Raw genomic sequence first — 20453 nt, forward strand, 5'->3', positions numbered from 1 at the left:
CGGCGGGGATACGGTGTTGCCGTATCCCCGCCGTTCGTTTTTGTGCCGGGCTCCGCGGGCGCGGACGTCAGAAGTTGCGGGCCACGAACAGCAGGCCGCGGTGGGCCTTGGTGGTGGCGAGCGCGGGCGAATAGTCGGTCGCCACGTAATTATTGGCCTCGAACACCGTGTAGTCATACTGCACGGCGATGGTCAGGTTGGCCACCGGCGTCCAGGCCAGATTGAGGCCGGCATTGTAGTTGCGCCCGCCGCTGGCGCCGTAGGCGATCTGCGCCGCGCCGTCATTGACGTCGAACGCCGCATAGCCGCCGAACAGCGCCGTGCTCCACTTGTCATTCCAATTGTGCAGGAATTGCGCGGTCACGTTCCAGCCGGACACCAGCGACAGGCCGGTGGCGCCCAGATAGGCGTCCGGCACGGTGTAGGCGCCGCTGGGGTCCTGCAAGCCGAGATAGGACATGGCGCCATTGGCATAGGCCGTCTGGAGATAGAGATTATCGCCCTCCCCCAGCATGGGCAGGTTGACCATCAGCCCGGCCTGGAGCGCGTAGCCCCAGCGGTCGGTGGTGTCGAACTGGTTCACCAGGTTGAGGCTGCGCACCTGATGCGCGGCGCCGGAGAGCTGGGCCGATCCCCATTTGCCTTCCGCTTTCAGATTGGCCACCACGTCCGGCACCTGCGTGCCGCCCTGGTAATTGCTCAGGGCATCGGGGAAGGCCGGATCCTGGGGCAGGATGCCGCTGGTGCGGTCGCTGGCATCTTCCAGCGCCACGGTCGCGGACCACCCCTCGGCGAATTCGGCGGTATAGGCGATGAGGTTCAGGCGGGTGTCGTCGCCGATGGTGGCCGGATCGGTGCCCAGCACATTGGCATTGGCATAGAAGTCAAAGAACGACTGCGCGTGGCCGAAGGTGAAGCCGGCGAACTGGATATAAGCGTTCCATACCTCGACCTCGGCGCCGTTCGGCCCGTCCGACCAGGCGTCCGAGGTGCGCCAGCGGAAGCGGCCGTCGAAATAGGAACGCAGGGTGCCGTATTCGGTCTCGGTGCGCGCATCCACGATCATGCCGTAGGTGGCGATGGAATAGGTCTTGTTGTTGACGGCGGGATAATCCGTATAGGTGTTGTAATAGCCTTCACCCCACAGATAGCCGCCGATGCGCAGGCACGTGTCGGTGCCGGGAATGTAATAAAATCCCTGGCCGAAGGCGGTGCACTGGCGCACATAGCTGGCCCCCTGCGCCTTGGTGGGAAGATCCGCCGCACCGGCGCCGCCAAAAGGCGTCGCCATCAGCGCAAGCCCTGCCAATACTGCCACTTTCCGCATCACAGCCCTCCAGAATCGGCCTGATTGATACAATATATCATCTTGAAAAACCAGGGTCGGCCGGGTTTTTTTGTGCCACTGTGGACACGCGCGCAAGACCGCCGCCAAAAAAACCAGTTGCCGTGTCAGGATCTTCAAAGTTGCGAGTTTTCCGGCGCGCGGGCGCTCCCCTTGGGGCAGTCCGGCGCGCCAGTCAGGAGAGGGAGAGATGACGCGCCTGTTGAGCTTGTTCCGCGGTCTGGCCGCGCTGGTGGTGGCTGCGGTGGTCGCCGTTCTGGTGTTCACGGTGCTGGGCAGCCTGCTGATGGCGGCCGGCATCTTCATCGCCGTGGTGGTGGTGGCCGGCGGGCTGTATCTGCTGCTGTTCGGCCGCGGCTCGGTCACCATGCAGCGCTCCAGCGGGCGTAATGTCGTCATCGACGTCACCGCCGTGGACGTCACCCCGCGCCGGGACCGCCCCGAGCGCTAAGGCGGCACGGGCACGGCCGCCGCACGCCGCCGCGGCGCCCACCGGACGCGCGGGCCAAGCTGCGCATGCGGCGCACGCGTGCAATGCAGCATCGCCCCATGGCGCCGCAGCGGACATTGCCTCTATAGTCGCCGGATCGACACAGTGCGGTCCGGGGGGACAGGTTGGCTCATCTTGAAACCGTTGTCGGCGAGATCGCCGCAGAGATGTCCGCCCGCGCCGAGCGCGGCACGGTGGCCAGCTACATTCCCAAGCTGGCCGGCGTGCCCATCGACCAGTTCGGCATCGCCGTCACCACCCCCGACGGCGCGGTGATCCTGGCCGGCGACGCCACGGTGCCGTTTTCCATCCAGTCCATCTCCAAGGTGTTCACCCTGACCCTGGCCCTGGGGCAGATCGGCGATGAATTGTGGAAGCGGGTCGGCAAGGAGCCGTCCGGCAATCCGTTCAATTCCATCGTCCAGCTGGAACATGAGCACGGCATTCCGCGCAATCCGTTCATCAATGCCGGCGCCATCGCGGTGGCCGATGCCATGCTCTCCGGCCACCAGCCGCGCGAGGCGCTGGGGTCCATCCTGCGCTTCATCCGCTTTGTCAGCGGCGACGAGGGCGTGAGCATGGATGAGGATGTGGCCCGCTCCGAGAAGGAGACCGGCTTCCTCAACACCGCCTTGGCCAATTACATGCGCGCCTTCGGCGTGCTCCAGCATCCGGTGGACCATGTGCTGGGGGTCTATTTCCACCAATGCGCCATCGCCATGAGCTGCGAGCAGCTGGCCCTCGCCGGCCGCTATCTGGCCTTTTCCGGCCGCCTGTCCCCCGGCGGCCCCTCGGTGGTCTCGGAGGAGCGCGCCCGCCGCATCGCCGCTTTGATGCTCACCTGCGGCCATTATGACGGCTCGGGCGACTTTGCCTTCCGGGTCGGCCTGCCGGGCAAGAGCGGAGTGGGCGGCGGCATTTTGGCCATCGCCCCGGGCAAGGCCTCCATCGCGGTGTGGTCGCCGGGGCTGGATCGGCACGGCAATTCGGTGCTCGGCTCGCTGGCCCTGGAGCATCTGGCCAAAGCCATGCGCTGGTCAGTGTTTGCGGGCTGATGTCGCACCCGGGTAACGGCGCGTCTGCGACCCCAGAATGCAAGGCCGGGACAAGCAAAGCCCCCGATTGTGGTTAGATGTGCCTCCGACGCGAACGACGCGCATGCGGACCCGCCTGCTGCCAGTCCAGCGTGGCGGGCAACTCCCGCATTCAACGACGGGAGACGGATCAGGGTCTGGGCCAGGGAGCGGGGTAGGATGGGCGAAACAGCGCAATCGCAGGAAGTGAGCCGGGCGCTCGCCCTGTCACGCTGGCTGACCGTGATCGGGCTGGCAGCGGTGAGTGCGATCACGATTTCCACCGGCATCACCCTTTACCTGTCGCATCAGGATGCCACCCGCGCCGCCGCCAGCGCCGCTGACAATGTGCGCACCTTCGTGTCCAGCCAGGTGGGCAACAATCTCGAATCCATCGAGGCCGCGCTGGAAGATCTGCGCGACGCGCTGATGAGTCCGGCCATCATGGCCATGCCGGAAGACGAGCGCCGCCGCCTGCTGATGAACCGCGCCGAGCGCACCAAATATCACGGGGCGATGGCGGTCGTGGACGCCATGGGCAACATCGTGGGGTCCACCTCCAGCGATCTTCTGCCGCCGGTCGGTGTGGCCGACCGCGACTACTTCACCAAGCAGCAGGACCATGCGACCGCCGAGATCTACATCAGCCGGCCGTTCATCAGCCGTGGCACCGATGCGGCGCCCAGTGTCGCCATCAGCTTGCGGCGCTCGCTGCCGGATGGGCGCTTCGACGGCATCGTCATGGCCATCATGAAACTGTCCTACCTGCGGGAATTACTGGATTCCACCCATCTCGGCTCCGATGGCCAAGTGACACTGCTGCGGACCGACGGCGTGGTGCTGATGCGCAACCGCGGCGACGGCCGGAATTTCGACATCGGCGTCGACCGCTTCAACAGCCCGGTCTACCAGAACTTCCTGAAGGACGGCGGCGCCAGCTTTGACGCCATCAGCCCCACCGATGGCCAGAAGCGCCGCTATATCCATGGCCGGGTGGCCGACATGCCGCTGGTGGTCAGCGTCTCGCAGAATGTCCGCGGCATCTATCGCGAATGGAACCGGCGCGCGGTGAGCATGGTCACCATTACCGCGCTGTCCTGCATCGCCATCATCACCCTCACCACCTTGTTCCGCCGCGAACTGCTGCGGCGGGCGCGGGCCGAAGCGGAACTCTGCCGGCTGGCCACGGTGGACGCGCTGACCGGGATCGCCAACCGCCGGCAGTTCGATGCCTATCTGGATCGGGAATGGCGCCGCGCCGTGCGCGTCCGCGCGCCGCTGGGCCTCTTGATGGTGGACGTGGACCGCTTCAAGGCCTTCAATGACAAATACGGGCATTGGGTGGGCGACGAACTGCTGATCGCCATTGCCGGCAGCATGGCGGCCACCGTCACCCGGCCGGGAGACCTGGTGGCCCGCTATGGGGGGGAGGAGTTCGCGGTGATCCTGCCCGATACCGACGCGGCCGGCATGATGGAGATCGGCGAGCGGATTCGCGCCGCCGTCGAGGTGACCACCGCCGAGGACACCGCCGGACGGTTGCTGCGGGGCACCGTCAGCATCGGCGCGGCATCCCTTGTGCCCGGCGAGCACACCACATCAGCCGACCTGATCCGCGCCGCGGACGCCGCGCTGTATCTGGCCAAGAAGAGCGGGCGCAATACCGTGGTACGGGAGCCGGTGCCGGACCACGCCCTGCGGTCGGTGGCGGCGGCAGGGTGAGCGTGATCCAAGCACGGGGCGCGCGTAACGCGCCAAGGAGGAGCAGGTGAGCAAGCACGGGAGTGCCGAGCCGCTGGTGACGCCGGTGTCAGTGATCCTGACGCTGCTGGCGACGTTCCTCATCATGGGCATCACCTCCACGTCGTGGGAGTTCTTCCTGCAGCAACGGGTGCTGCCCAGTTTCGGCATCTCCCTGGAAACAGGGAGCGACGCCGCCGCGCGCTGGCGCTTCATCATCACCGCCGTCGCCTTCGCCACCCTCAGCCAGATCGGCCCGGCCCTGCTGCTGTTCCGGCTGATGCGGCGCCTGGACAAGGCGCGGGTGGCGGTGCTCAAGGCGCGCGAGGAAGCCGATGCTCTGGCCCGCCACGACCCGCTCACCGGCCTTGCCAACCGCCGCATCCTGCGCGAGCAGTTGCGCAAGCGCCTGTCCGCCGCGCCCACCAGCGGCGCCCATTCGGCCTTGTTCCTGATCGATGTGGACCGCTTCCGGGCGGTGAACGATCTGCACGGCCACTCCATGGGCGATCTGGTGCTGGTGGAAGTGGCCAACCGCATCAAGGCGACGCTGCCGGCGGATGCGATCACCGCGCGCCTGGGCGGCGAGGAATTCCTCGCGCTGCTCCCCCGCCCCGCCAGCATCGAAACCCTCGGCAAGCTCGCCCATCAGGTCATCGTGCGGATTTCCGCGCCCTACCAGCTCAACGGCCTCGACGCGCGGCTCGGCGCCACCATCGGCATTGCCGTGTCGCCGGACAATGGCGCCGAGGAGATGGAGCTGATGCGCTCCGCCGAGGCCGCGCTCTATCGGGCCAAGGCCAATCCCGGCACCTATCGCTTCTTCGAACATGCCATGGACCGGGAACTGAAGCAGGCTCTGCGCCTGCAGCGGGACCTGCATGCGGCGATCGCCTCCGGCGGCATCGTGCCGTTCTACCAGCCGCTGATCCGCCTCGCCGACGGGACGGTGGCCGGGTTCGAGGTGCTGGCGCGCTGGAACCACCCGGTGCGCGGCCATATCTCGCCGGAGGCCTTCATTCCGGTGGCGGAAGAGGCCGGGCTGATCGGCCAGCTCACCACCTTGATTTTGCGCCAGGCGTGCCTGGATGCCAACAAATGGCCGGCGCATCTGAAGATCGCGGTCAATCTCTCGCCGATCCAGCTCAAGGAAGCCTCGCTGCCGGACCAGATCTACCGCGCCCTGCGCACGGCGGGCTTCCCGGCGCAGCGGCTGGAGATCGAGATCACCGAAAGCGGGCTGGTGAATGACGTCAACACCGCCAAATCCATCCTCACCTCGTTCCGCACCGCCGGCATCGACGTGGCGCTGGACGATTTCGGCACCGGCTATTCCAGCTTGCAGAATCTGCGCAGCTTTCCGGTGACCAAGCTGAAGATCGACAAATCCTTCGTGCGCTCGATGAATTCCGATACGCAGTCCAAGAACCTGATCATCGGCGTCCTGGCCATGAGCAAGAGCCTGGGCATCGCCACCACCGCCGAAGGCATCGAGGAAGCCGCCGAAGGGGCCTATCTGGCCTCCATCGGCTGCGACTTCGGCCAGGGCTATCTGTACGCCAAGCCCATGCGCGGGGACGAAGTGCTGACCTTCCTCGCCACATATGGTGTGGTCGCCGCCTGAGCATCTGAGCGATGTCAGGGCACCCGGCGTGTCAGGGTACCCGGCGCAAGGTCTCGTGCACCCCACCCGCCGGACCGCAGGCGACAAAGCCCAGCCGGGCATAGAGCCCCGCCGCGCGGGCGCCGCGCACCACCTGGAGCGTCACCGGCCGTGCGCCCGCCGCCGCAATCACTTGCCGCAGCAGGCCGGTGCCGATGCCTCGGCCCTGAACGGCGGCGCGCAGGGCGATGTCGATCACATGCACGCCGGTGCCTGCCCCGTCCCCGCCCCAGTCCACCGCGAGGCGCCCCACCGGCCGGCCGGCGCGCTCGGCGATGCGGAAGTCCGCATCGGGATGGGCCCGCGCGTAGTGGGCGCTCTGGAGCCGGAACTGATCATCCAGGAATGCCGCCGCCATGGCCTCCGGCCAGCCGGCCGCGGCCATTTCCGCGCGCCGGCCTTCACCGAACAGCAGGCGCAGGAAGCCGGCATCCTCGGGCGTCTGCGGGCGCAGCCGCAGCCTGCCCGCCGCCCCCGCCGCCCCATCACTGGGGCGAGGGGTAGACACCATCATGGCAAATCCCGGCGCTGAACACCTGATAGGGCTGGAGATTGGTGTGCGGTTGGCCGGCGCCGACCCGTGTGACCGCGGCGGAGAGCAGTTGCGTGTTCGGGGCGCCCGTATTGATCAGGCCCTTCACGACGCTCTCGTCCGCCAGGGCCAGAGAGCCCGGCGAGGTCGTGGCACCGGGCGCGCTGACCTTCTTCCCAAACGGCTTGCCCCCGCCGGGGCGCACCATCTGGTGGGTGTGCGGCGGCAGCTCCTTCTCCAGGAGCGTCACCGTGTCCAGGCCATAGACCTGGCCGCGCATGTAAGGCGGCACATGCAGCGCCATTTCGTCGATGGCCGCTCGCCCGCGCAGGTCCGGCAGTTTGAAGGTGTTGCGCCCATCGCCGCCGAAGGCAATGCCGATCACCGCCGCCAGCGCCTGATACTCGGCGATCCGCAGCTCGCTGCCGTCGCAGCGCAACCAGCCTTCGGGCACGAAGTCGAAGGCGAAATACCTGATCTCGCCGATGAAGTCCGTGTCATTCATGATCCGCCCCTCCCGTGTCTGGCGTTGTCTCCGGACTGAAGATCAGCCCGGCTGCGGATAAAGCCCGTTGAGGCAGATGATGTAGGTGATGACCAGGCTCGGCATGACGTTGGCATGCGCTGCACCCGCGCCGGTGGACCCGATGGCGGCGGCCGCGAACGTGGCATTGCCCGAGCCCGGCTGCGTCAGGTCGTTATAGGCATGCACCTCGGGCACCGTCTTGGCGAGCAGACGCTCAGTGCTGGGCAGGTTGTCGGTGGCATCCAGCGTGGTGGCCTGCAACCTGTGGATATGGGCGGGGATATGGGAGGTCTGCAACGCGACCGTGTCGTCCCCGCCCCGCGCACCGAGCGCGTGGGCCGACCCGCCGGGACGGTGCCCCGCGCCGATGGGCACGCGCCCGGCGAGGTTCGGCAAGGCGAAGTCGTTCACGCCATCGCCGCCATAGACGTTGCCGATCAACGAAAACAGCGGCTCATGCTCTGAGATCTTCAGCTTGCGACCGTCGCAATAGGCCCAGCCCGCCGGCTCCGAATGGCCTGCGAAGGGGCGGACTTCTCCGAGATAGGCATCCATCGGCGCCCTCCGTCAATTTGGCCGGGGTGGATAAATTCCCTGCACCGCGATGATATATTTCAGGGCAAGATAGGGCTGCATGTTGGAATGCGCCTGGCTGCCGCCCGCCGGCTCCAGGCATTCGGAAGCGAATGGCACCACGTCGGCCGCCGCTTTCGGCGCCGCATAGAGCTTGGTGGGGCCGCTGGTGGCGGAATAAGGACCGGGCGCCGCATAAAAGCCTTTCGCCACGCCCGGTGCCGTCGCCGCCGCAGTGGACACGGCAAAGGTGTGGGTGTGGTTCGGCATCTGGTCCAGGGTGAGCGTGACCGCCTCCACACCGCCGGCGGTGCCCAGCGCCAGGGCCAGTGACACGTGGAGCGGCGTCCGGCCGCGCAGGTCCGGCAGCTGGAAGGTCGTCCTGCCGTCGCCGCCGAACCGGTTTCCCAGCAAGGCATACAGCGCCTGATATTGGGTGACTTTCAGGCTTTGCCCGTCGCAGTCGGCCCACCCGCGCACCGTCATGTTGAAGGCAACCAGCCGTATTTCACCCAAATATGGATCTGCCATCGCGCATCTCCTCCAGATTTCGGCATGCGAAAAGGCGAACCAGCCGCACACAATGAGGATCTGAGATCAATCGTCTTGCGATCATCGATTGCATTTTTGTACCGCAATGCGTGCCTTTTGCTGCACGACGGCACGCAACAGACGTTTCGCCCCGCCACTTCTTCTTCTGCAACCAATGCTTGGTAAAAAGCTAGCCGGTCACTTTCCGATATGCAATAGAGGCGCGCGCTATACGCAAAAATAAATCATAAGTTGTATTGCAAGCAATAAATGTCCGATTTTCCGGTCTCCGTGCGCCGGGACCGCGGTCAGCGGACCTCTGGGATGAGCAGATGCATACTTGCGCCGCCGGAGTACCGATCGACATGTGGACGCGCCCGCGCCAGCCGCAAGCACACCGGCCATGACCGGCCTGTCCTCACGGTGCTGGCCGCAGATGGGATGCGGTTCGGCCGGCCGATATGGGAGGGATCAGATCCCCGGTCGCGGCGTCGCGATCATTCCGGCCCGCGCCGTCCGGCACCCATGCGCGCCAGCGCCTCATCCGCCAGCCGCCGGGTCAGTTCGCCGGCGGGCAGATGCGGGGCGAGGCGCGCCGCCTGCCCCGCCCACAGATTGGTGAAATCCCCTGCGCCCGCCGCCTCCGCCCGCGCCCGCAACGGCGCCAGGCCGCTGCCGGCCATGGGGAAGGCCGGCGCATCGCTGCTGAGCGGACCCATCTCCCGGATCAGCCGGTTCACCAGCCCCCGCGCCGGGCGGCCGGTGAACAGATTGGTCAGCACCGTATTGTCATCGCCCGCGCTTTCCAGCGCCGCCCGGTGCAACGGGGCGGGCCTGGCCTCGGGGCTGAACATATAAGCGGTGCCGATCTGCACCGCCGACGCCCCCAGCGCCAGCGCCGCCACCACGCCGCGGGCATCGGCCACGCCGCCGGCGGCGATCACCGGCACGGCCACCGCATCCGCCACCTGCGGCACCAAGGCGAAGGTGCCCACCTGGCTGGCCATGGCCCCGGTCACGTCTTGCGCCAGGAAGGTGCCGCGATGCCCGCCGGCTTCCGCCCCCATGGCGATTATGGCGTCGCAGCCGCGCGCCTCCAGCCAGCGCGCCTCCGCCACGGTGGTGGCGGCGGCAATCACCTTGGCTCCGGCGGCCTTCACCCGCGCCAGCAGATCCGGCTCCGGCAGGCCGAAATGGAAGCTCACCACCGCCGGCCGGTAGTCTTCCACGACCGCACAGAAATCCGCATCGAACGGCGCCCGCCCGGCCACCGGCGGCGGCACCTCCAGCGGCAGCCCCATCTCCTGGTAATAGGGCCGCAGCCGCGCGGCCCAGCGTTCGGCTGTTGCCGGATCCGCGGGGGGCGCCTGATGGCAGAAGAAATTGAGATTGACCGGCCGCGCCGTCGCCGCGCGGATCTGGTCCAGGGCCGCGCGCACCTGCGTCACGCTGAGCATGGCACAGGCCAGCCCGCCAAGGCCGCCGGCCTCGCTGACCGCAATGGCCAGTTCCGGCGTGCCGACGCCCGCCAGCGGCCCCTGGAGGATCGGCAGCGTGATGCCGAACAGATCAAGGATGCGGCGATCGGGCCAGGGGGACATGGCGTTTTCTCCCGAATGACGATGGCGGCGCGACCATAAGGCCGATCCGGGCGGGTCGAACATCGAAATCAAGAAAATCGGGCGCTGGCACGCGGCTTTCTCCCCGACACCGGCGCATTCCCCTGAGGCATCGGACAGCCGGGGCGGCGGCGCGCCGCTGGCTTTTTGCGCAGCCCCCTCGACAGCGCCCAGCGCCTGCGCAATCCTTGCCGCATTTGGTGCAGAGGACGGATATGTCTCACATTCATGCGACCGAGGAGTTGCGGCTCGGCGACGTTCTCGTGGTGAACTGCTCGCACCAGTGCAACGTCATGCTCATGAGCAATACGGATTATGGCCGCTATCGCCGCGGCGAGAAATTCCAGTATCACGGCGGCCACTTCACCAAATTCCCCACCCGCTTCCAGGCGCCGGGGGCCGGCATGTGGAACGTGGTCATTGACGTGGGGGATCGGGCGGTGGAACTGCGCTACGACATTCGCGTCATGCGCAAGTAATCGCTCTCTCAGCGCACGCTGAACGGTGCACGTCGTTTTGTCCAAGGCAGCGAACGGGTGCAGATGGTCCTTCGGGCTTACTCGCCCAAGGTACCGATCAGCGGCTCCGGATCCAGATCGAGCATGGCAACGGCCTCCGGGGCATCGCGAGAACTGGCCCCGATTACAATCATAGCCTGCATGGCTTGCGCAAAGGTGACCGCAGGCCATGCGCCACGGCGGCAGAACGGAACAGGGCCCGGTGCGGAATGCACCGGGCCCTGCAGCGTGTGCGGGCGGGGTATCGCTGCCGATCCGGATCAGCTGCGCAGGTTCTGCACCACCCGGTCCACTTCCAGTTGCAGTTGCTGCGCCTGGCCCGACAGGGCGCCGGATAGCGACATCAATTGCGTGGACGCCGCTCCGGTCATCTCCGCCGCCCGGCTGACGCCGGAGATATTCTCGCTCACCGCCTCGGTGCCGCGCGCGGCTTCCTGGGTATTGGTGGAAATCTCCTGGGTCGCCGCGCCCTGCTCCTCGATGGCCGAAGCGATGGCCGAAGAGGTGGTGCGGATGCTGGAAATGGTGCCGACGATGCGGTCGATGGAGGTCACCGAACGATTGGTGGCCTGCTGGATCTCGGACACCTTGCCGGCGATCTCCTCGGTGGCCTTGGCGGTCTGGGCCGCCAGTTGCTTCACCTCCTGGGCCACCACCGCAAACCCTTTGCCCATCTCGCCGGCGCGGGCCGCCTCGATGGTCGCATTCAGCGCCAGAAGATTGGTCTGGCTGGCGATGTTGGTGATCAGGATCACCACTTCGCTGATCTTCGTCGCTGCCTGAGACAGTTCCATGATCTCGGCCTGGGTGTTCGCGCTCTCCTCGGCGGCAGCGGCGGCGATGCTGGCGGCGTGGGACACCTGAGAGGCGATCTCGCGCACCGATGCGGTCATCTCCTCGGTGGAGGCCGCCACCGTCTGCACATTGGCGGAGGCCTCTTCCGCCGCACCGCCGACCGCTTCCGCCTGCCGCGAGGTTTCCTCGGCGGTGGAGGCCAGATTGCGCGCGGCTTCCGAGACCTCGGCGGAGGATTTGGTGAAGGCACCGGCGAGCGCGCCCATGCTGGCTTCGAATGCGGAGGCGATTTCCAGCCGCTCCTGCCGCACCCGCTCTGCCGCGCGCTGCTCCTGGCTCGCCGCTTCCTTGCGCAGGGCCTCGGCTTCCACCATCCCCGTGCGGAAGACCTCCACGCTCTGGGCGATGGCGCCCACCTCATCGGTGCGCTCGGTGCTGGGCACGGTCACGTCGAGCTGACCGGTTGCCAAGGTCTTCATCACCGCGACAATGTCGCCGATGGGCTTCACGATGCCGAACCGCGCCACCAGGAAGGCGAGCAGCAGAACCGCGAGGATCGCGATGGCCATGACGGCGTAAAGGGTGTCGATGACGGTGTCGGTGAACGCCGCCAGGCGGTCGATGCTCGCATCCACGCTCTTACTCATAACATCAATCGACTTGCTGATTTCCAACGAAATCGCTTGGAGCGCGGGATCGCAGGTGTTGAGCATCATGTTGTTGGCGCGGGTGTTATCCTCGGGCGTGGTGGCCTCGAGGGCCAGCTTCAGGGTCGGACCGCAGGTGACATTGACCGCGGTCTCGACCCGCGCCAGGATCGAATCTACCTCTGCGGCGCGGGCCGGCATGGCGCTCTTGGCGTCATTGGCGCGCTTGCGCAACGTATCGATGCCGGACTTCACATTTTCATTGGCAAGCCGGTTGCCGGCCTCGGTGGTGGCGGTGATGGCTTCAAACAGCGACCGCTCGATCCACGCCACGTTCCGGTTCAGCCGAGCCAGCGCCAGGGCGCCGCGGCTGTCGCCGGTGAGCAGGCCCGCATAGGACCGCCCGATCTCGCGCATCTGGCTCGACGCCAGGATCGTCCCCCCCACGGCACACAGACCGAGGAGGAGAATGAGCGAAGCCAGCTTCGCAATGATAGGCCAGTTCTTAAAGGACATGGGCATTTATTCTTAGAACGAACGCATCGATCCTGCCGCTACGGCAATCTCGACTGCACCATTTTTTTGGGGGAGAGAGGGGGAGATGTACCTAATACATAAACTTAGGTATGAGCCGAGGCTTGCCTGAAGCTTGCGTGAACCAGCACGCGCAGCCCGAGATGCACGTCTTCATCCGGTTGTTTTTATTCAGTAATACACCCTCAAGGGTTTCTTTAGGACATCAGCCGCGGCAGCTCAGTCTTCCTGGATCTTCACCCCGGCGTCGGCGAACATCAGCCGCGCCGCCTCGATCTCCTCGCCCCATTCGCCCTCGAAGCCGGCGCCGCCCACCACCACGCAGGTGATGCCCGCCTGGATGATGCTGCGGGCGCAGGACGAGCAGGGATGGTGCGTCACATAGAGGGTGCAATCGGCAGTGCGGATGCCCTGGCGGGCAGCAAAGGCGATGACATTCTGCTCCGCATGGCTGGAGAACAGATATTTGCGCGGCCGCTCGAAGCGGTCTGGGGTGTCCTTCACCCCCTTGGGCGGGCCGTTATAGCCGGTCAGGCGCACCTCGCCGTCCGGCCCCACCAGCACGGCGCCGACCTTGGTGGTGTCCTTGGAGCGGATGGCCGCATGGGCGGCAAAGCCCATGAAATACGCATGGGCGGTGGGCCGGGGCGCCAGTCGGCTTTGCGCCTGCTCCGCCGTGACGCCCGCTGTGACGCCCGCGGTGCCGCCCGCAGCGCCGGCCGCCTTGCCCGGCAGCGACAATTTCTTGCCCGCCGCCGCCTCGGACGCTGTGGCGCGCCGGCGCCGGGTCGCGGCGGCGGCGGCGGCATCGAAGGTCTCCATCGGCTCCGGCGGCCGGGACGTACGCGGCGGCGGAGCATCGGCGCCCGGCACCTTCAGCCGACCCTGCCCGCTGCAGGTCTGGCACACGATCATCACGCCCTGGGCATCGGCGATCACGCCGGCGCCCTCGCAGGTGGGACACCAGGAAAAGGCGCTTCTTGGAACTTTGACCGGCATGGCAAGGCGCTCCCGTGGTCCGCCGCGCCCAGCATAGACCAAACCCGCCCCACGGAACGCGCCCTCGCCAAACGTGGTGAAAATGCGAGGTGGCGCGCCGCGCTCAGGCCGGGTGCGGGGTCACGCTGTCGCGCACGGTCGCCAGCGCCAGCAGGGCCGCGGCAATGGCCGCGAACCACAGCGCCCCGAGGCCCATATAAGGATAGATCAGCGCGCCGGCGAAGGCGCCGGAGATCAGCCCCAGCCACAGGCCGAAATAGGCCATCCAGGCCAGGCGCGGCCCGCCCATCAGGGCCATGGCCATGCGCTGGCCCATCTTCACCAGCGTGCCGGTCATATAGGTCAGCCCGATGGAGACCTCGCCGTCGCGCTCGAACACGGTGTTCTCCATGCCCATGGCAAAGGCCATCAACGCCACCGCCGGCATGGGCAGGCCGAAGCCGTGGCAGGTGGCCGCCGCCGCCAGAAAGCCGGACACCAGCAGCAGAAGCACCACATGGCGGCGGCGCGAGGCGAAGCGGCCGATCAGCGTGCCGAACACCACCCCGGCGACGAAGCTGCCGATCAGGCCGCCGGCAATGGACCAGTTGGCGGACTCCCGCACCCCCTCGAGGCCGACCCCGAGGCGTGTTGAGTTTCCGCTCATGAAGGACACGAAGAAGCCGCCGAGCTCGATGAAGCCCAGGGCATCCACATATCCGGCCAGGGCCGACAGGCAGGCGGCGAGGATTCGTAATCTGACATTGTAGCGCAGCACATGGCCCGCCTAGCACATCGCGCGCGCGCCGTGCACCCCTTGGCCCTGATCCAAATGACCGCAGTGCCGGCCTGCGGCGCAGGGGATGGGGGTGCCGGACGCGGAACGCAACACCCTGCCGGACGCAGGGCGCCCGGCAGGGTGTTGCACGCCCATGATCCGCCGTCCCCCTACGGGGACAGTTCCTCCAGCACCCGGCCTTTGGTCTCAATGGCGAACAGCATGGTGATGATGGCGCCGACCACCAGAACCCCGGCAAAGGCGGCAAAGACATATTGGATGCCCGCCGCCCCCATGATGGTGCCCACCACGATGGGACCGGCCGAGGAGCCCAGCCGCAGCCAGGCGCTGCCCAGCCCCGTGCCCAGCGCCCGCAGCCGCGTGGGATAAAGCTCCGCCGAATACAGATAGAGCGAGAAGGTGATGGTCTGGACGATGGCATAGGCCAGGCCCGCCAGGATCAGCACCTGCATGGGCGAGGTGGCCCCGAGGACCGCCAGGAGGATCAGCGGCAGCGGCGCCGCCAGGAAGGCCATGGTGTACCAGCGCTTGCGGCCGACCTTGTCGATCAGCAGCGCGCAGCCGATGGAGGCGACGACGCCGGCCACTGAGGTGAGCAAACCATAGAGCAAGGCGGTCTCCAGCGGCAGGTTGAAGGTCTGCCGGTAGAGCGTGGGCAACCAGGCGATCATGCCGTTGGCCACCAGATAGGAGCAGAACCACATGGACCAGATGGTCAGCGTCCGGCGGCGATAAATGCCGGAGAACAGCTCGCGCCATCCCGACTGCGCCTTGGCCTTCACCGGAATCAGCGTCGGCTCCGCCAGCTTATGGCCGCGAGCGACGGCGCTGCGCTCCAGGTCGGAGACGATCTTGTCCGCCTCGGCATAACGTCCATTGGCCGCCAGCCAGCGCGGGGATTCCTTCATGAAGAAGCGCAGCGGGATCAGGATCGCCGCCGGCACCAGCCCGACGATGAACATGGCCTGCCAGCCATAGACCGGCACCAGGGCGCGGGCGATGACGCCGGCTCCCACGAGGCCGAACAGGAACATGACCTCATAGAGCAGGAAGAAGCGCCCGCGCCCCTTCGAGCCGATATATTCATTGATATAGGCGCTGGCCACCGGCACCTCGCCGCCGGTGCCGATGCCCTGGATGAAGCGGAAGACCATCATCGAGGCCGCGCCCCAGGCGAACAGGCAGGCGACGTCCATGCTCACGAACAGGAGAATGGTGAACAAGAGCACGCTGAGGCGCCCGATGCGCTCGGCGAGCCAGCCGAAGAAGACCGCGCCGATCAGCTGGCCAAGGTAGCCCATGGACAGGATCAGGCCGGTCTGCTCGGGCTTCAGCCCCCATTCGCGCACCAGCACCGGCATGGCATAGGCGATGGCGATGACGGTGTAGCCGTCAAAGAAGGTCGCCGCGCCAATGATGTTCCGGGTCCAGAACACGCGGCGGGTGACCGGGAGCCGTTCGATGCGGGCGCTAATATCGGCTTGCTGATCAAGGGCGGCGGGCGCGGCTTCCCGACCGCCCGCGAGCCCGCGTGGCGGAACCTGCATAAGCATGAGTGTCTCCTCCAAGAGCGAATTCTGGCTTTTTTGCTTTTGCCGGCCGCCCGCAAGGCAGCCGGGGAACGTTACACGGCCTGCCGGCGACCCCGCCCTGGCTGAGGCGGGATCGCGGCATGCCCCATTGGCGTGGGTCAACGGGGCTTCGCGGCCGATCAGGCCGCGAGGGCGTCCTGGATCACGGTCAAGCCAGAGGCCTTCACGGCGGCGCGGATTTCCGCATCGGCGCCGTCGCCGAGGGCCTTCAGCGGCTCGCGGATGTTGACGTTGTCGATCAGGCCGCGGGCACGCAGCGCATGCTTGAGGGCGACCGAGCCCTCCATGTGCGAGCCGCGGTGATAGACGGCGCGGGTGATGGGCAGGAGCTGCTCGTGATACTTGTGCGCGAGCTTGTAGTCCTGCGCCTTGCCGGCCTTGAGGAATTCGATCAGCAGTTCGGGCGCCATGTTGCCATAGCCCACCAGCAGGCCGTCGATGTCGAACATGGTGGGCAGCAGCCACTCGTCGTGGCAGGACATGATGGCGAGGTTCGGGAACGCCTTCTTGAGCGCGGGAATTTCGTCATACCAGCGCTTCATGTCGCGCACGCCGTTCTTGGTGGCGGTGACGCCGGGAAGGGCGGCGATTTCAAGCTGGGTGTCGAGGTCGTAATTGGCCTTGGTCACGGCCGGATACTGGAACAGGATGCATTCCAGGCCCGACTGGGCGATGGCCTTGTAGCGATCCTGCGGCGCGCCCTTCTGATAGCCGAAGCGCAGCCAGCCGTGGTTCGGATACACCAGCGCACCGGAGGCACCGGCATCGATCTTCTCGCGCGCCTCGATCTCGGCGACCTTGGTGCCTTCGCCGGTGATGCCGGCGACCACCGGCAGCGGGGTGGCGTCCTTATAGACCCGGATCAGCTCCAGCTGCTCATCATGGGTGAGGAAGGTGCCCTCGCCCGCATGGCCGAGGATCACCAGGCTCTTCACGCCGGGGATTGCGGCCAGCCATTTGGCGAGGCGGGCATTACCGTCGAAATCGACGTCGCCATTGTCCTTGAACAGGGTGACGGGGGCGGGGTTCAGCCCCTTCCAGTCGATGGCCATGGTTCTCTTCCTTCCCTTGAGGAGCGTTATTCGGAACGTTCCCGCACCCGTCGTCCGTCCTTCATCTGTATCGTGACGGATCGTTTCCGGGAACGTTCCCATATTTGAGCTTGTGCCTTTTTCCTGTCAAGCGTTAAGTGATGGTCCCGATGCGCAGCGAGAGGCAGACCGTGTTTCACGATGACGAGACCCAAGAGCGGCATGGGCGCGTCACCATTCTGGACGTGGCCGCGGCAGCCGGTGTGTCGAAATCCACGGTGTCGCGCATTCTGGACGAACGCCTGCCGCGCTCCGAAAGCGACACCGCCCGGCGCGTCCGGCAGGTGGCGGGCGATCTGGGCTATGTGCGCGACGTCTCGGCCGCCAGCCTGCGGCGGGGGCAGACCAACACCATCGGCGTGATCGTCCCCCGCCTCACCGACACGGTGATGGCCATGCTCTATGAGGCGCTGGCGCGCGCCTGTGCCCGCTCCGGCCGCTTCGCCATCGTCGCCACCACCGACGACGCGCCGCGCGCCGACCGGGCCGCGGCGCTGTCGCTGCTGCAGCGGGGCGTGGATGGCCTCGTGCTCTCGACCGCACGGGAGGGCGACGACTTTGCCCAGGAGCTGGCCGATCGCGGCGTGCCTTATGTCCTCGCCTTGCGCAGCGATGGGCGCAGCCTGGCCTCGGTGGGCGACGACCGCCTCGGCGGCTATCTGGCCACGCGGCATTTGCTCGATCTCGGGCATCGGCGCATCGGCATCATCGCCGGCCCCAGCTATGCCTCCAGCAGCCGCGGGCGCCTCGCCGGCTATCGCCAGGCGGTGCAGGAGGCAGGCCTTGAGGAAGATCCGGCGCTGATTGTGGAATCCACCTTCGGCATCGATTCCGGCTCGGAGGCGGCCGAGGCGTTGATGCGCCTTGAGCGGCCGCCGTCAGCGCTGTTTGCGGTCAATGACAATACGGCGATCGGTGCGCTCTCCACCCTGGCCCGCCTCGGCCTGTCGGTGCCCGGCGACGTCTCGCTGGTGGGCTATAACGACATTCCCGTCGTCAGCCGGCTGTCCACTCCGCTGACCTCCGTCCGCGTCCCGTTCGATCAGATCGCCACATCCGCCCTGGAACTGATGACCCAGGGCCCGGATGCCAGCGGCGAACGCATCCGCATCGCCGCCCCCACCCTCATTCCGCGCCGCTCCACCGGGGCGCCCAGGAAGACGCGGGTCTGATCCGCGGCCTCTCCCTGTGTCGGGGCCGTGCTGCCGACCGAAGGGGCTCCCGTGCGCGCAGGACATGCCGCCGACTAACGCAAAGCCGCGAGCAGGCTGGCGTCGAACTGCGGAAGCCGGTCATCATGGCCGCGGGTGGTAATCGGCGCCAACATGCGGGCCTGCATGGCCGGTGGAATGGCGGGGGCCACATCCAGCGCGTCCAGCCATCCCCGCCGGCCCTGCGCATGGCGCTGCCACAGCGCGTGGATCAGCGTCGCGGCCATGATGCCGACAGGCTCGACCAGCTTGTCGTAAATGAGCAGATGATTGTCGGGCAGTGCTCCGGAGGCCTCATGCACCGCAATGTCCGGCGACACCGCAACCACCGGCCCGGTGTCGATCTCCGGCGAGACCTGATGAATGGTCCAGACCGTGCGCGCCCACCGGTCCTCAAACCCGGCATCCGGCGCCGGGCCGGCGCCATGGCCGTGCAGAAGATCGGACGGATGGAAATTGTAGACGCCGTAATCGGGCATCGCGAGGATCCGCGGGCCGATGACTTGGCCTAAGACACAACTGAGGATCGCATCCGGACGCCACTCCTCCCGCAAGACTTGGCGGAAGCCATCGGTCTTCAATTCGCCGGTGAACACCGGGGCCCCGGCGGATAAAGTGGCGCCGACCAGGGCGGCTTCCATCGCCGCCTGCTGCGCGCTGTCCAGATACTTCCAGATGCGCTTCTTCAAGCCGATCTTCGCATCGGGGTTCGCGGCATCGTCCGTGGCGACGCCGACCACTTGAATGCGGCCAGGGAATTCCCGGGCGTAGGCTTTCACGGCGTCAAGGGCGAGATAGCCATGCGCGAAGCTGGCGAACAGGACCACGCGCATGGCCCCGGGGATCGGCGGCGCGCACTCGTCCGGCGCGGGGGCGATCAGTTCGCCCCAGCGCGACCCCGCCAACGTCTGGGAAACGCGGCCCGGATGCAGGGCCAGCCGCGCCGTGAGGCTCGCCTCGCCGGCCAGCTCCAACTCATGGTTCCGATCACCCAAGGCCCGTCCTCCGTGCAGTGGCCATGGCTAGCCAATTCCCCGGCCAGGGTAAAGCAAGCCCGATCAAAGGCATGCGAGACAGGCTGCAGATCGGCCCGGCGTCTGCGGAGCACGGACCAGTCCCCCTCCCTGGCGCATTGGCTTGGCCGTCGCAGATCTGGCGCCGCCGCGGTCCGGCTGCCAGAGTGGCTCGAACCGGCGTCGCGGCCGCACGGTTCGCTATTGAGCAGCGCCCCACGGGCAGCGGATGGGCGCAGGTCGCGATCTGCAAGGTGCCCGCCGCAGCCGGGGTTCGCCGAGCTCAAAAGGCGATGGTGAGCGCGCCCTTGAACGCATTGTCCTGGAGGCCGGCGGCGAACTGGCCGCTGTAGCTGGCCGAGAGCACGGCGGCTGCAGTCAGCCGATAGTCGAGGCCGGCGCCGATCAGCGCGCTGTCGCGGGCCAGCGGCACGCCGGTCACCGCGAACGGCTGCGAGCCGCTGGCGAAGGCCATGGTGGCGGCGGGGTTCACGTCGCCGAAGGCATGCAGCCAGGCGAGGCTCAGGTTGGGCGTCACGCTCACCCCCGGCGCCAGGGTCAGGTTGGTGCCCAGCCGCAGGCCGAGGCTGCTGAACACCGTGTCCATGCCCGCCACAGTCACCGCCAAAGCCGAGCTGGAGCCGGTCTCGGTCAGCCCGTCGGTGGACAGATGCACATAGGCCAGGCCGGCGAACGGCTGCAGCGCCACGGCGTCGAGGCGGAAGGTATATCCCGCCTCGCCGAACAGCTGGGTGGTGCTGGCGTCATAGCCGCCGGTGGTGCTGCCGCTATAGCCGGTGAAGGCCGTGGTGCGGCCCATGGCGGCGTCGTGCCATGTGTAGCTCACGCCGGCCTTGAGGCCGAGATCGCCGTAGCGGGCGCCCGCATAAAGCGCGAGGTCGTAATTGTCGATGGTGCCGGAGGAGGCGCGGGCCTCCACATCCAGCGTGGTGCGGCTGTAGCCGCCCATGAGGCCGATGCGCCAATTGTCGCCCAGGGCCACGTCTGCGCCGGCGAATACGCCGGCGATGTCGCTGCTCACGGTTGCCGCATTGCCATTGCCCCAGGCATTGCCCCAGGCGCCGAAGCCCTGCATCCACAGGGTCGGGGTGAGGCCGGGGGCCAGGGCCGCGGTGGTGGGGCCGGCGGCGCTGGCGGACGGCGACAGCGCCTGGCCGAGGCG

General features: G+C 67.2%; 19 protein-coding genes. 6 read left to right on the plus strand and 13 right to left on the minus strand.

Annotation, left to right across the window (positions count from 1 at the left end):
- Nucleotides 1-67: 67 nt before the first annotated feature.
- On the minus strand, nucleotides 68-1327 hold the full coding sequence (locus AAG816_RS25515; protein WP_341992526.1) for a porin: 1260 nt from the start codon (nucleotides 1325-1327) through the stop codon (nucleotides 68-70).
- 208 nt (nucleotides 1328-1535) lie between these two features.
- Between AAG816_RS25515 and AAG816_RS25520 the strand changes: the two genes are divergently transcribed.
- The 4 genes from AAG816_RS25520 (at nucleotide 1536) to AAG816_RS25535 (ending at nucleotide 6272) form a co-directional block, all read left to right on the plus strand.
- Nucleotides 1536-1796 carry a hypothetical protein gene (locus AAG816_RS25520; RefSeq protein WP_341992527.1) on the plus strand — a complete coding sequence of 87 codons (261 nt, stop codon included), beginning with the start codon at nucleotides 1536-1538 and terminating at the stop codon, nucleotides 1794-1796.
- A gap of 164 nt (nucleotides 1797-1960) precedes the next feature.
- On the plus strand, nucleotides 1961-2890 hold the full coding sequence (locus tag AAG816_RS25525) for a glutaminase (protein ID WP_341992528.1): 930 nt from the start codon (nucleotides 1961-1963) through the stop codon (nucleotides 2888-2890).
- A 198-nt stretch (nucleotides 2891-3088) separates the two neighbouring features.
- A complete protein-coding gene (locus AAG816_RS25530) occupies nucleotides 3089-4630 on the plus strand; it encodes a diguanylate cyclase (RefSeq protein ID WP_341992529.1) in 1542 nt (513 codons plus the stop codon).
- A gap of 46 nt (nucleotides 4631-4676) precedes the next feature.
- On the plus strand, nucleotides 4677-6272 hold the full coding sequence (locus AAG816_RS25535) for an EAL domain-containing protein (RefSeq protein ID WP_341992530.1): 1596 nt from the start codon (nucleotides 4677-4679) through the stop codon (nucleotides 6270-6272).
- Between the two features lie 31 nt (nucleotides 6273-6303).
- Here AAG816_RS25535 and AAG816_RS25540 read toward each other — a convergent pair whose 3' ends face one another.
- The 5 genes from AAG816_RS25540 to AAG816_RS25560 all read right to left on the minus strand — a co-directional run bounded on the left by AAG816_RS25540 (nucleotide 6304) and on the right by AAG816_RS25560 (nucleotide 10074).
- A complete protein-coding gene (locus AAG816_RS25540; RefSeq protein WP_341992531.1) occupies nucleotides 6304-6825 on the minus strand; it encodes a GNAT family N-acetyltransferase in 522 nt (173 codons plus the stop codon).
- Nucleotides 6797-7348 carry a tail fiber protein gene (locus tag AAG816_RS25545; protein ID WP_341992532.1) on the minus strand — a complete coding sequence of 184 codons (552 nt, stop codon included), beginning with the start codon at nucleotides 7346-7348 and terminating at the stop codon, nucleotides 6797-6799. The genes AAG816_RS25540 and AAG816_RS25545 overlap by 29 nt, the downstream gene beginning before the upstream one ends.
- A 42-nt stretch (nucleotides 7349-7390) precedes the next feature.
- Nucleotides 7391-7924 carry a tail fiber protein gene (locus AAG816_RS25550; protein WP_341992533.1) on the minus strand — a complete coding sequence of 178 codons (534 nt, stop codon included), beginning with the start codon at nucleotides 7922-7924 and terminating at the stop codon, nucleotides 7391-7393.
- 12 nt (nucleotides 7925-7936) lie between these two features.
- Nucleotides 7937-8473 carry a tail fiber protein gene (locus tag AAG816_RS25555; RefSeq protein ID WP_341992534.1) on the minus strand — a complete coding sequence of 179 codons (537 nt, stop codon included), beginning with the start codon at nucleotides 8471-8473 and terminating at the stop codon, nucleotides 7937-7939.
- Nucleotides 8474-8970: 497 nt separating this feature from the next.
- A complete protein-coding gene (locus AAG816_RS25560) occupies nucleotides 8971-10074 on the minus strand; it encodes a nitronate monooxygenase family protein (protein ID WP_341992535.1) in 1104 nt (367 codons plus the stop codon).
- 233 nt (nucleotides 10075-10307) lie between these two features.
- On the opposite strand from AAG816_RS25560, the gene AAG816_RS25565 reads away from it, so the two are divergent.
- Nucleotides 10308-10571 carry a DUF1883 domain-containing protein gene (locus AAG816_RS25565; protein WP_341992536.1) on the plus strand — a complete coding sequence of 88 codons (264 nt, stop codon included), beginning with the start codon at nucleotides 10308-10310 and terminating at the stop codon, nucleotides 10569-10571.
- Nucleotides 10572-10870: 299 nt separating this feature from the next.
- Here AAG816_RS25565 and AAG816_RS25570 read toward each other — a convergent pair whose 3' ends face one another.
- From AAG816_RS25570 to AAG816_RS25590, 5 genes are all read right to left on the minus strand, one after another.
- The gene (locus AAG816_RS25570; RefSeq protein WP_341992537.1) at nucleotides 10871-12568 is read right to left on the minus strand and encodes a HAMP domain-containing methyl-accepting chemotaxis protein; all 1698 of its coding nucleotides are present in this window, start codon (nucleotides 12566-12568) and stop codon (nucleotides 10871-10873) included.
- A 237-nt stretch (nucleotides 12569-12805) separates the two neighbouring features.
- Nucleotides 12806-13585, minus strand: coding sequence for a deaminase (locus AAG816_RS25575; protein WP_341992538.1), 780 nt, complete (start codon nucleotides 13583-13585; stop codon nucleotides 12806-12808).
- A gap of 103 nt (nucleotides 13586-13688) precedes the next feature.
- Nucleotides 13689-14342, minus strand: a complete 654-nt coding sequence (locus tag AAG816_RS25580; RefSeq protein WP_341992539.1) for a YoaK family protein — start codon at nucleotides 14340-14342, stop codon at nucleotides 13689-13691.
- Nucleotides 14343-14512: 170 nt separating this feature from the next.
- The gene (locus AAG816_RS25585; RefSeq protein ID WP_341992544.1) at nucleotides 14513-15910 is read right to left on the minus strand and encodes an MFS transporter; all 1398 of its coding nucleotides are present in this window, start codon (nucleotides 15908-15910) and stop codon (nucleotides 14513-14515) included.
- A 164-nt stretch (nucleotides 15911-16074) separates the two neighbouring features.
- The gene (locus AAG816_RS25590; RefSeq protein ID WP_341992540.1) at nucleotides 16075-17007 is read right to left on the minus strand and encodes a dihydrodipicolinate synthase family protein; all 933 of its coding nucleotides are present in this window, start codon (nucleotides 17005-17007) and stop codon (nucleotides 16075-16077) included.
- 149 nt (nucleotides 17008-17156) lie between these two features.
- On the opposite strand from AAG816_RS25590, the gene AAG816_RS25595 reads away from it, so the two are divergent.
- Complete coding sequence (locus tag AAG816_RS25595; protein ID WP_341992541.1) at nucleotides 17157-18218, plus strand: LacI family DNA-binding transcriptional regulator; 1062 nt, start codon at nucleotides 17157-17159, stop codon at nucleotides 18216-18218.
- A 74-nt stretch (nucleotides 18219-18292) separates the two neighbouring features.
- On the opposite strand, the gene AAG816_RS25600 is transcribed toward AAG816_RS25595, so the two are convergent.
- Together AAG816_RS25600 and AAG816_RS25605 are read right to left on the minus strand one after the other, a co-directional pair.
- Nucleotides 18293-19231, minus strand: coding sequence for a hypothetical protein (locus tag AAG816_RS25600; protein WP_341992542.1), 939 nt, complete (start codon nucleotides 19229-19231; stop codon nucleotides 18293-18295).
- Nucleotides 19232-19553: 322 nt separating this feature from the next.
- A partial coding sequence (locus tag AAG816_RS25605; protein WP_341992543.1) for an autotransporter outer membrane beta-barrel domain-containing protein occupies nucleotides 19554-20453 on the minus strand: 900 nt, incomplete at its 5' end.

The organism is Azorhizobium sp. AG788 (genome assembly GCF_943371865.1).
In the GTDB taxonomy this organism is placed as follows: Bacteria; Pseudomonadota; Alphaproteobacteria; order Rhizobiales; family Xanthobacteraceae; genus Azorhizobium.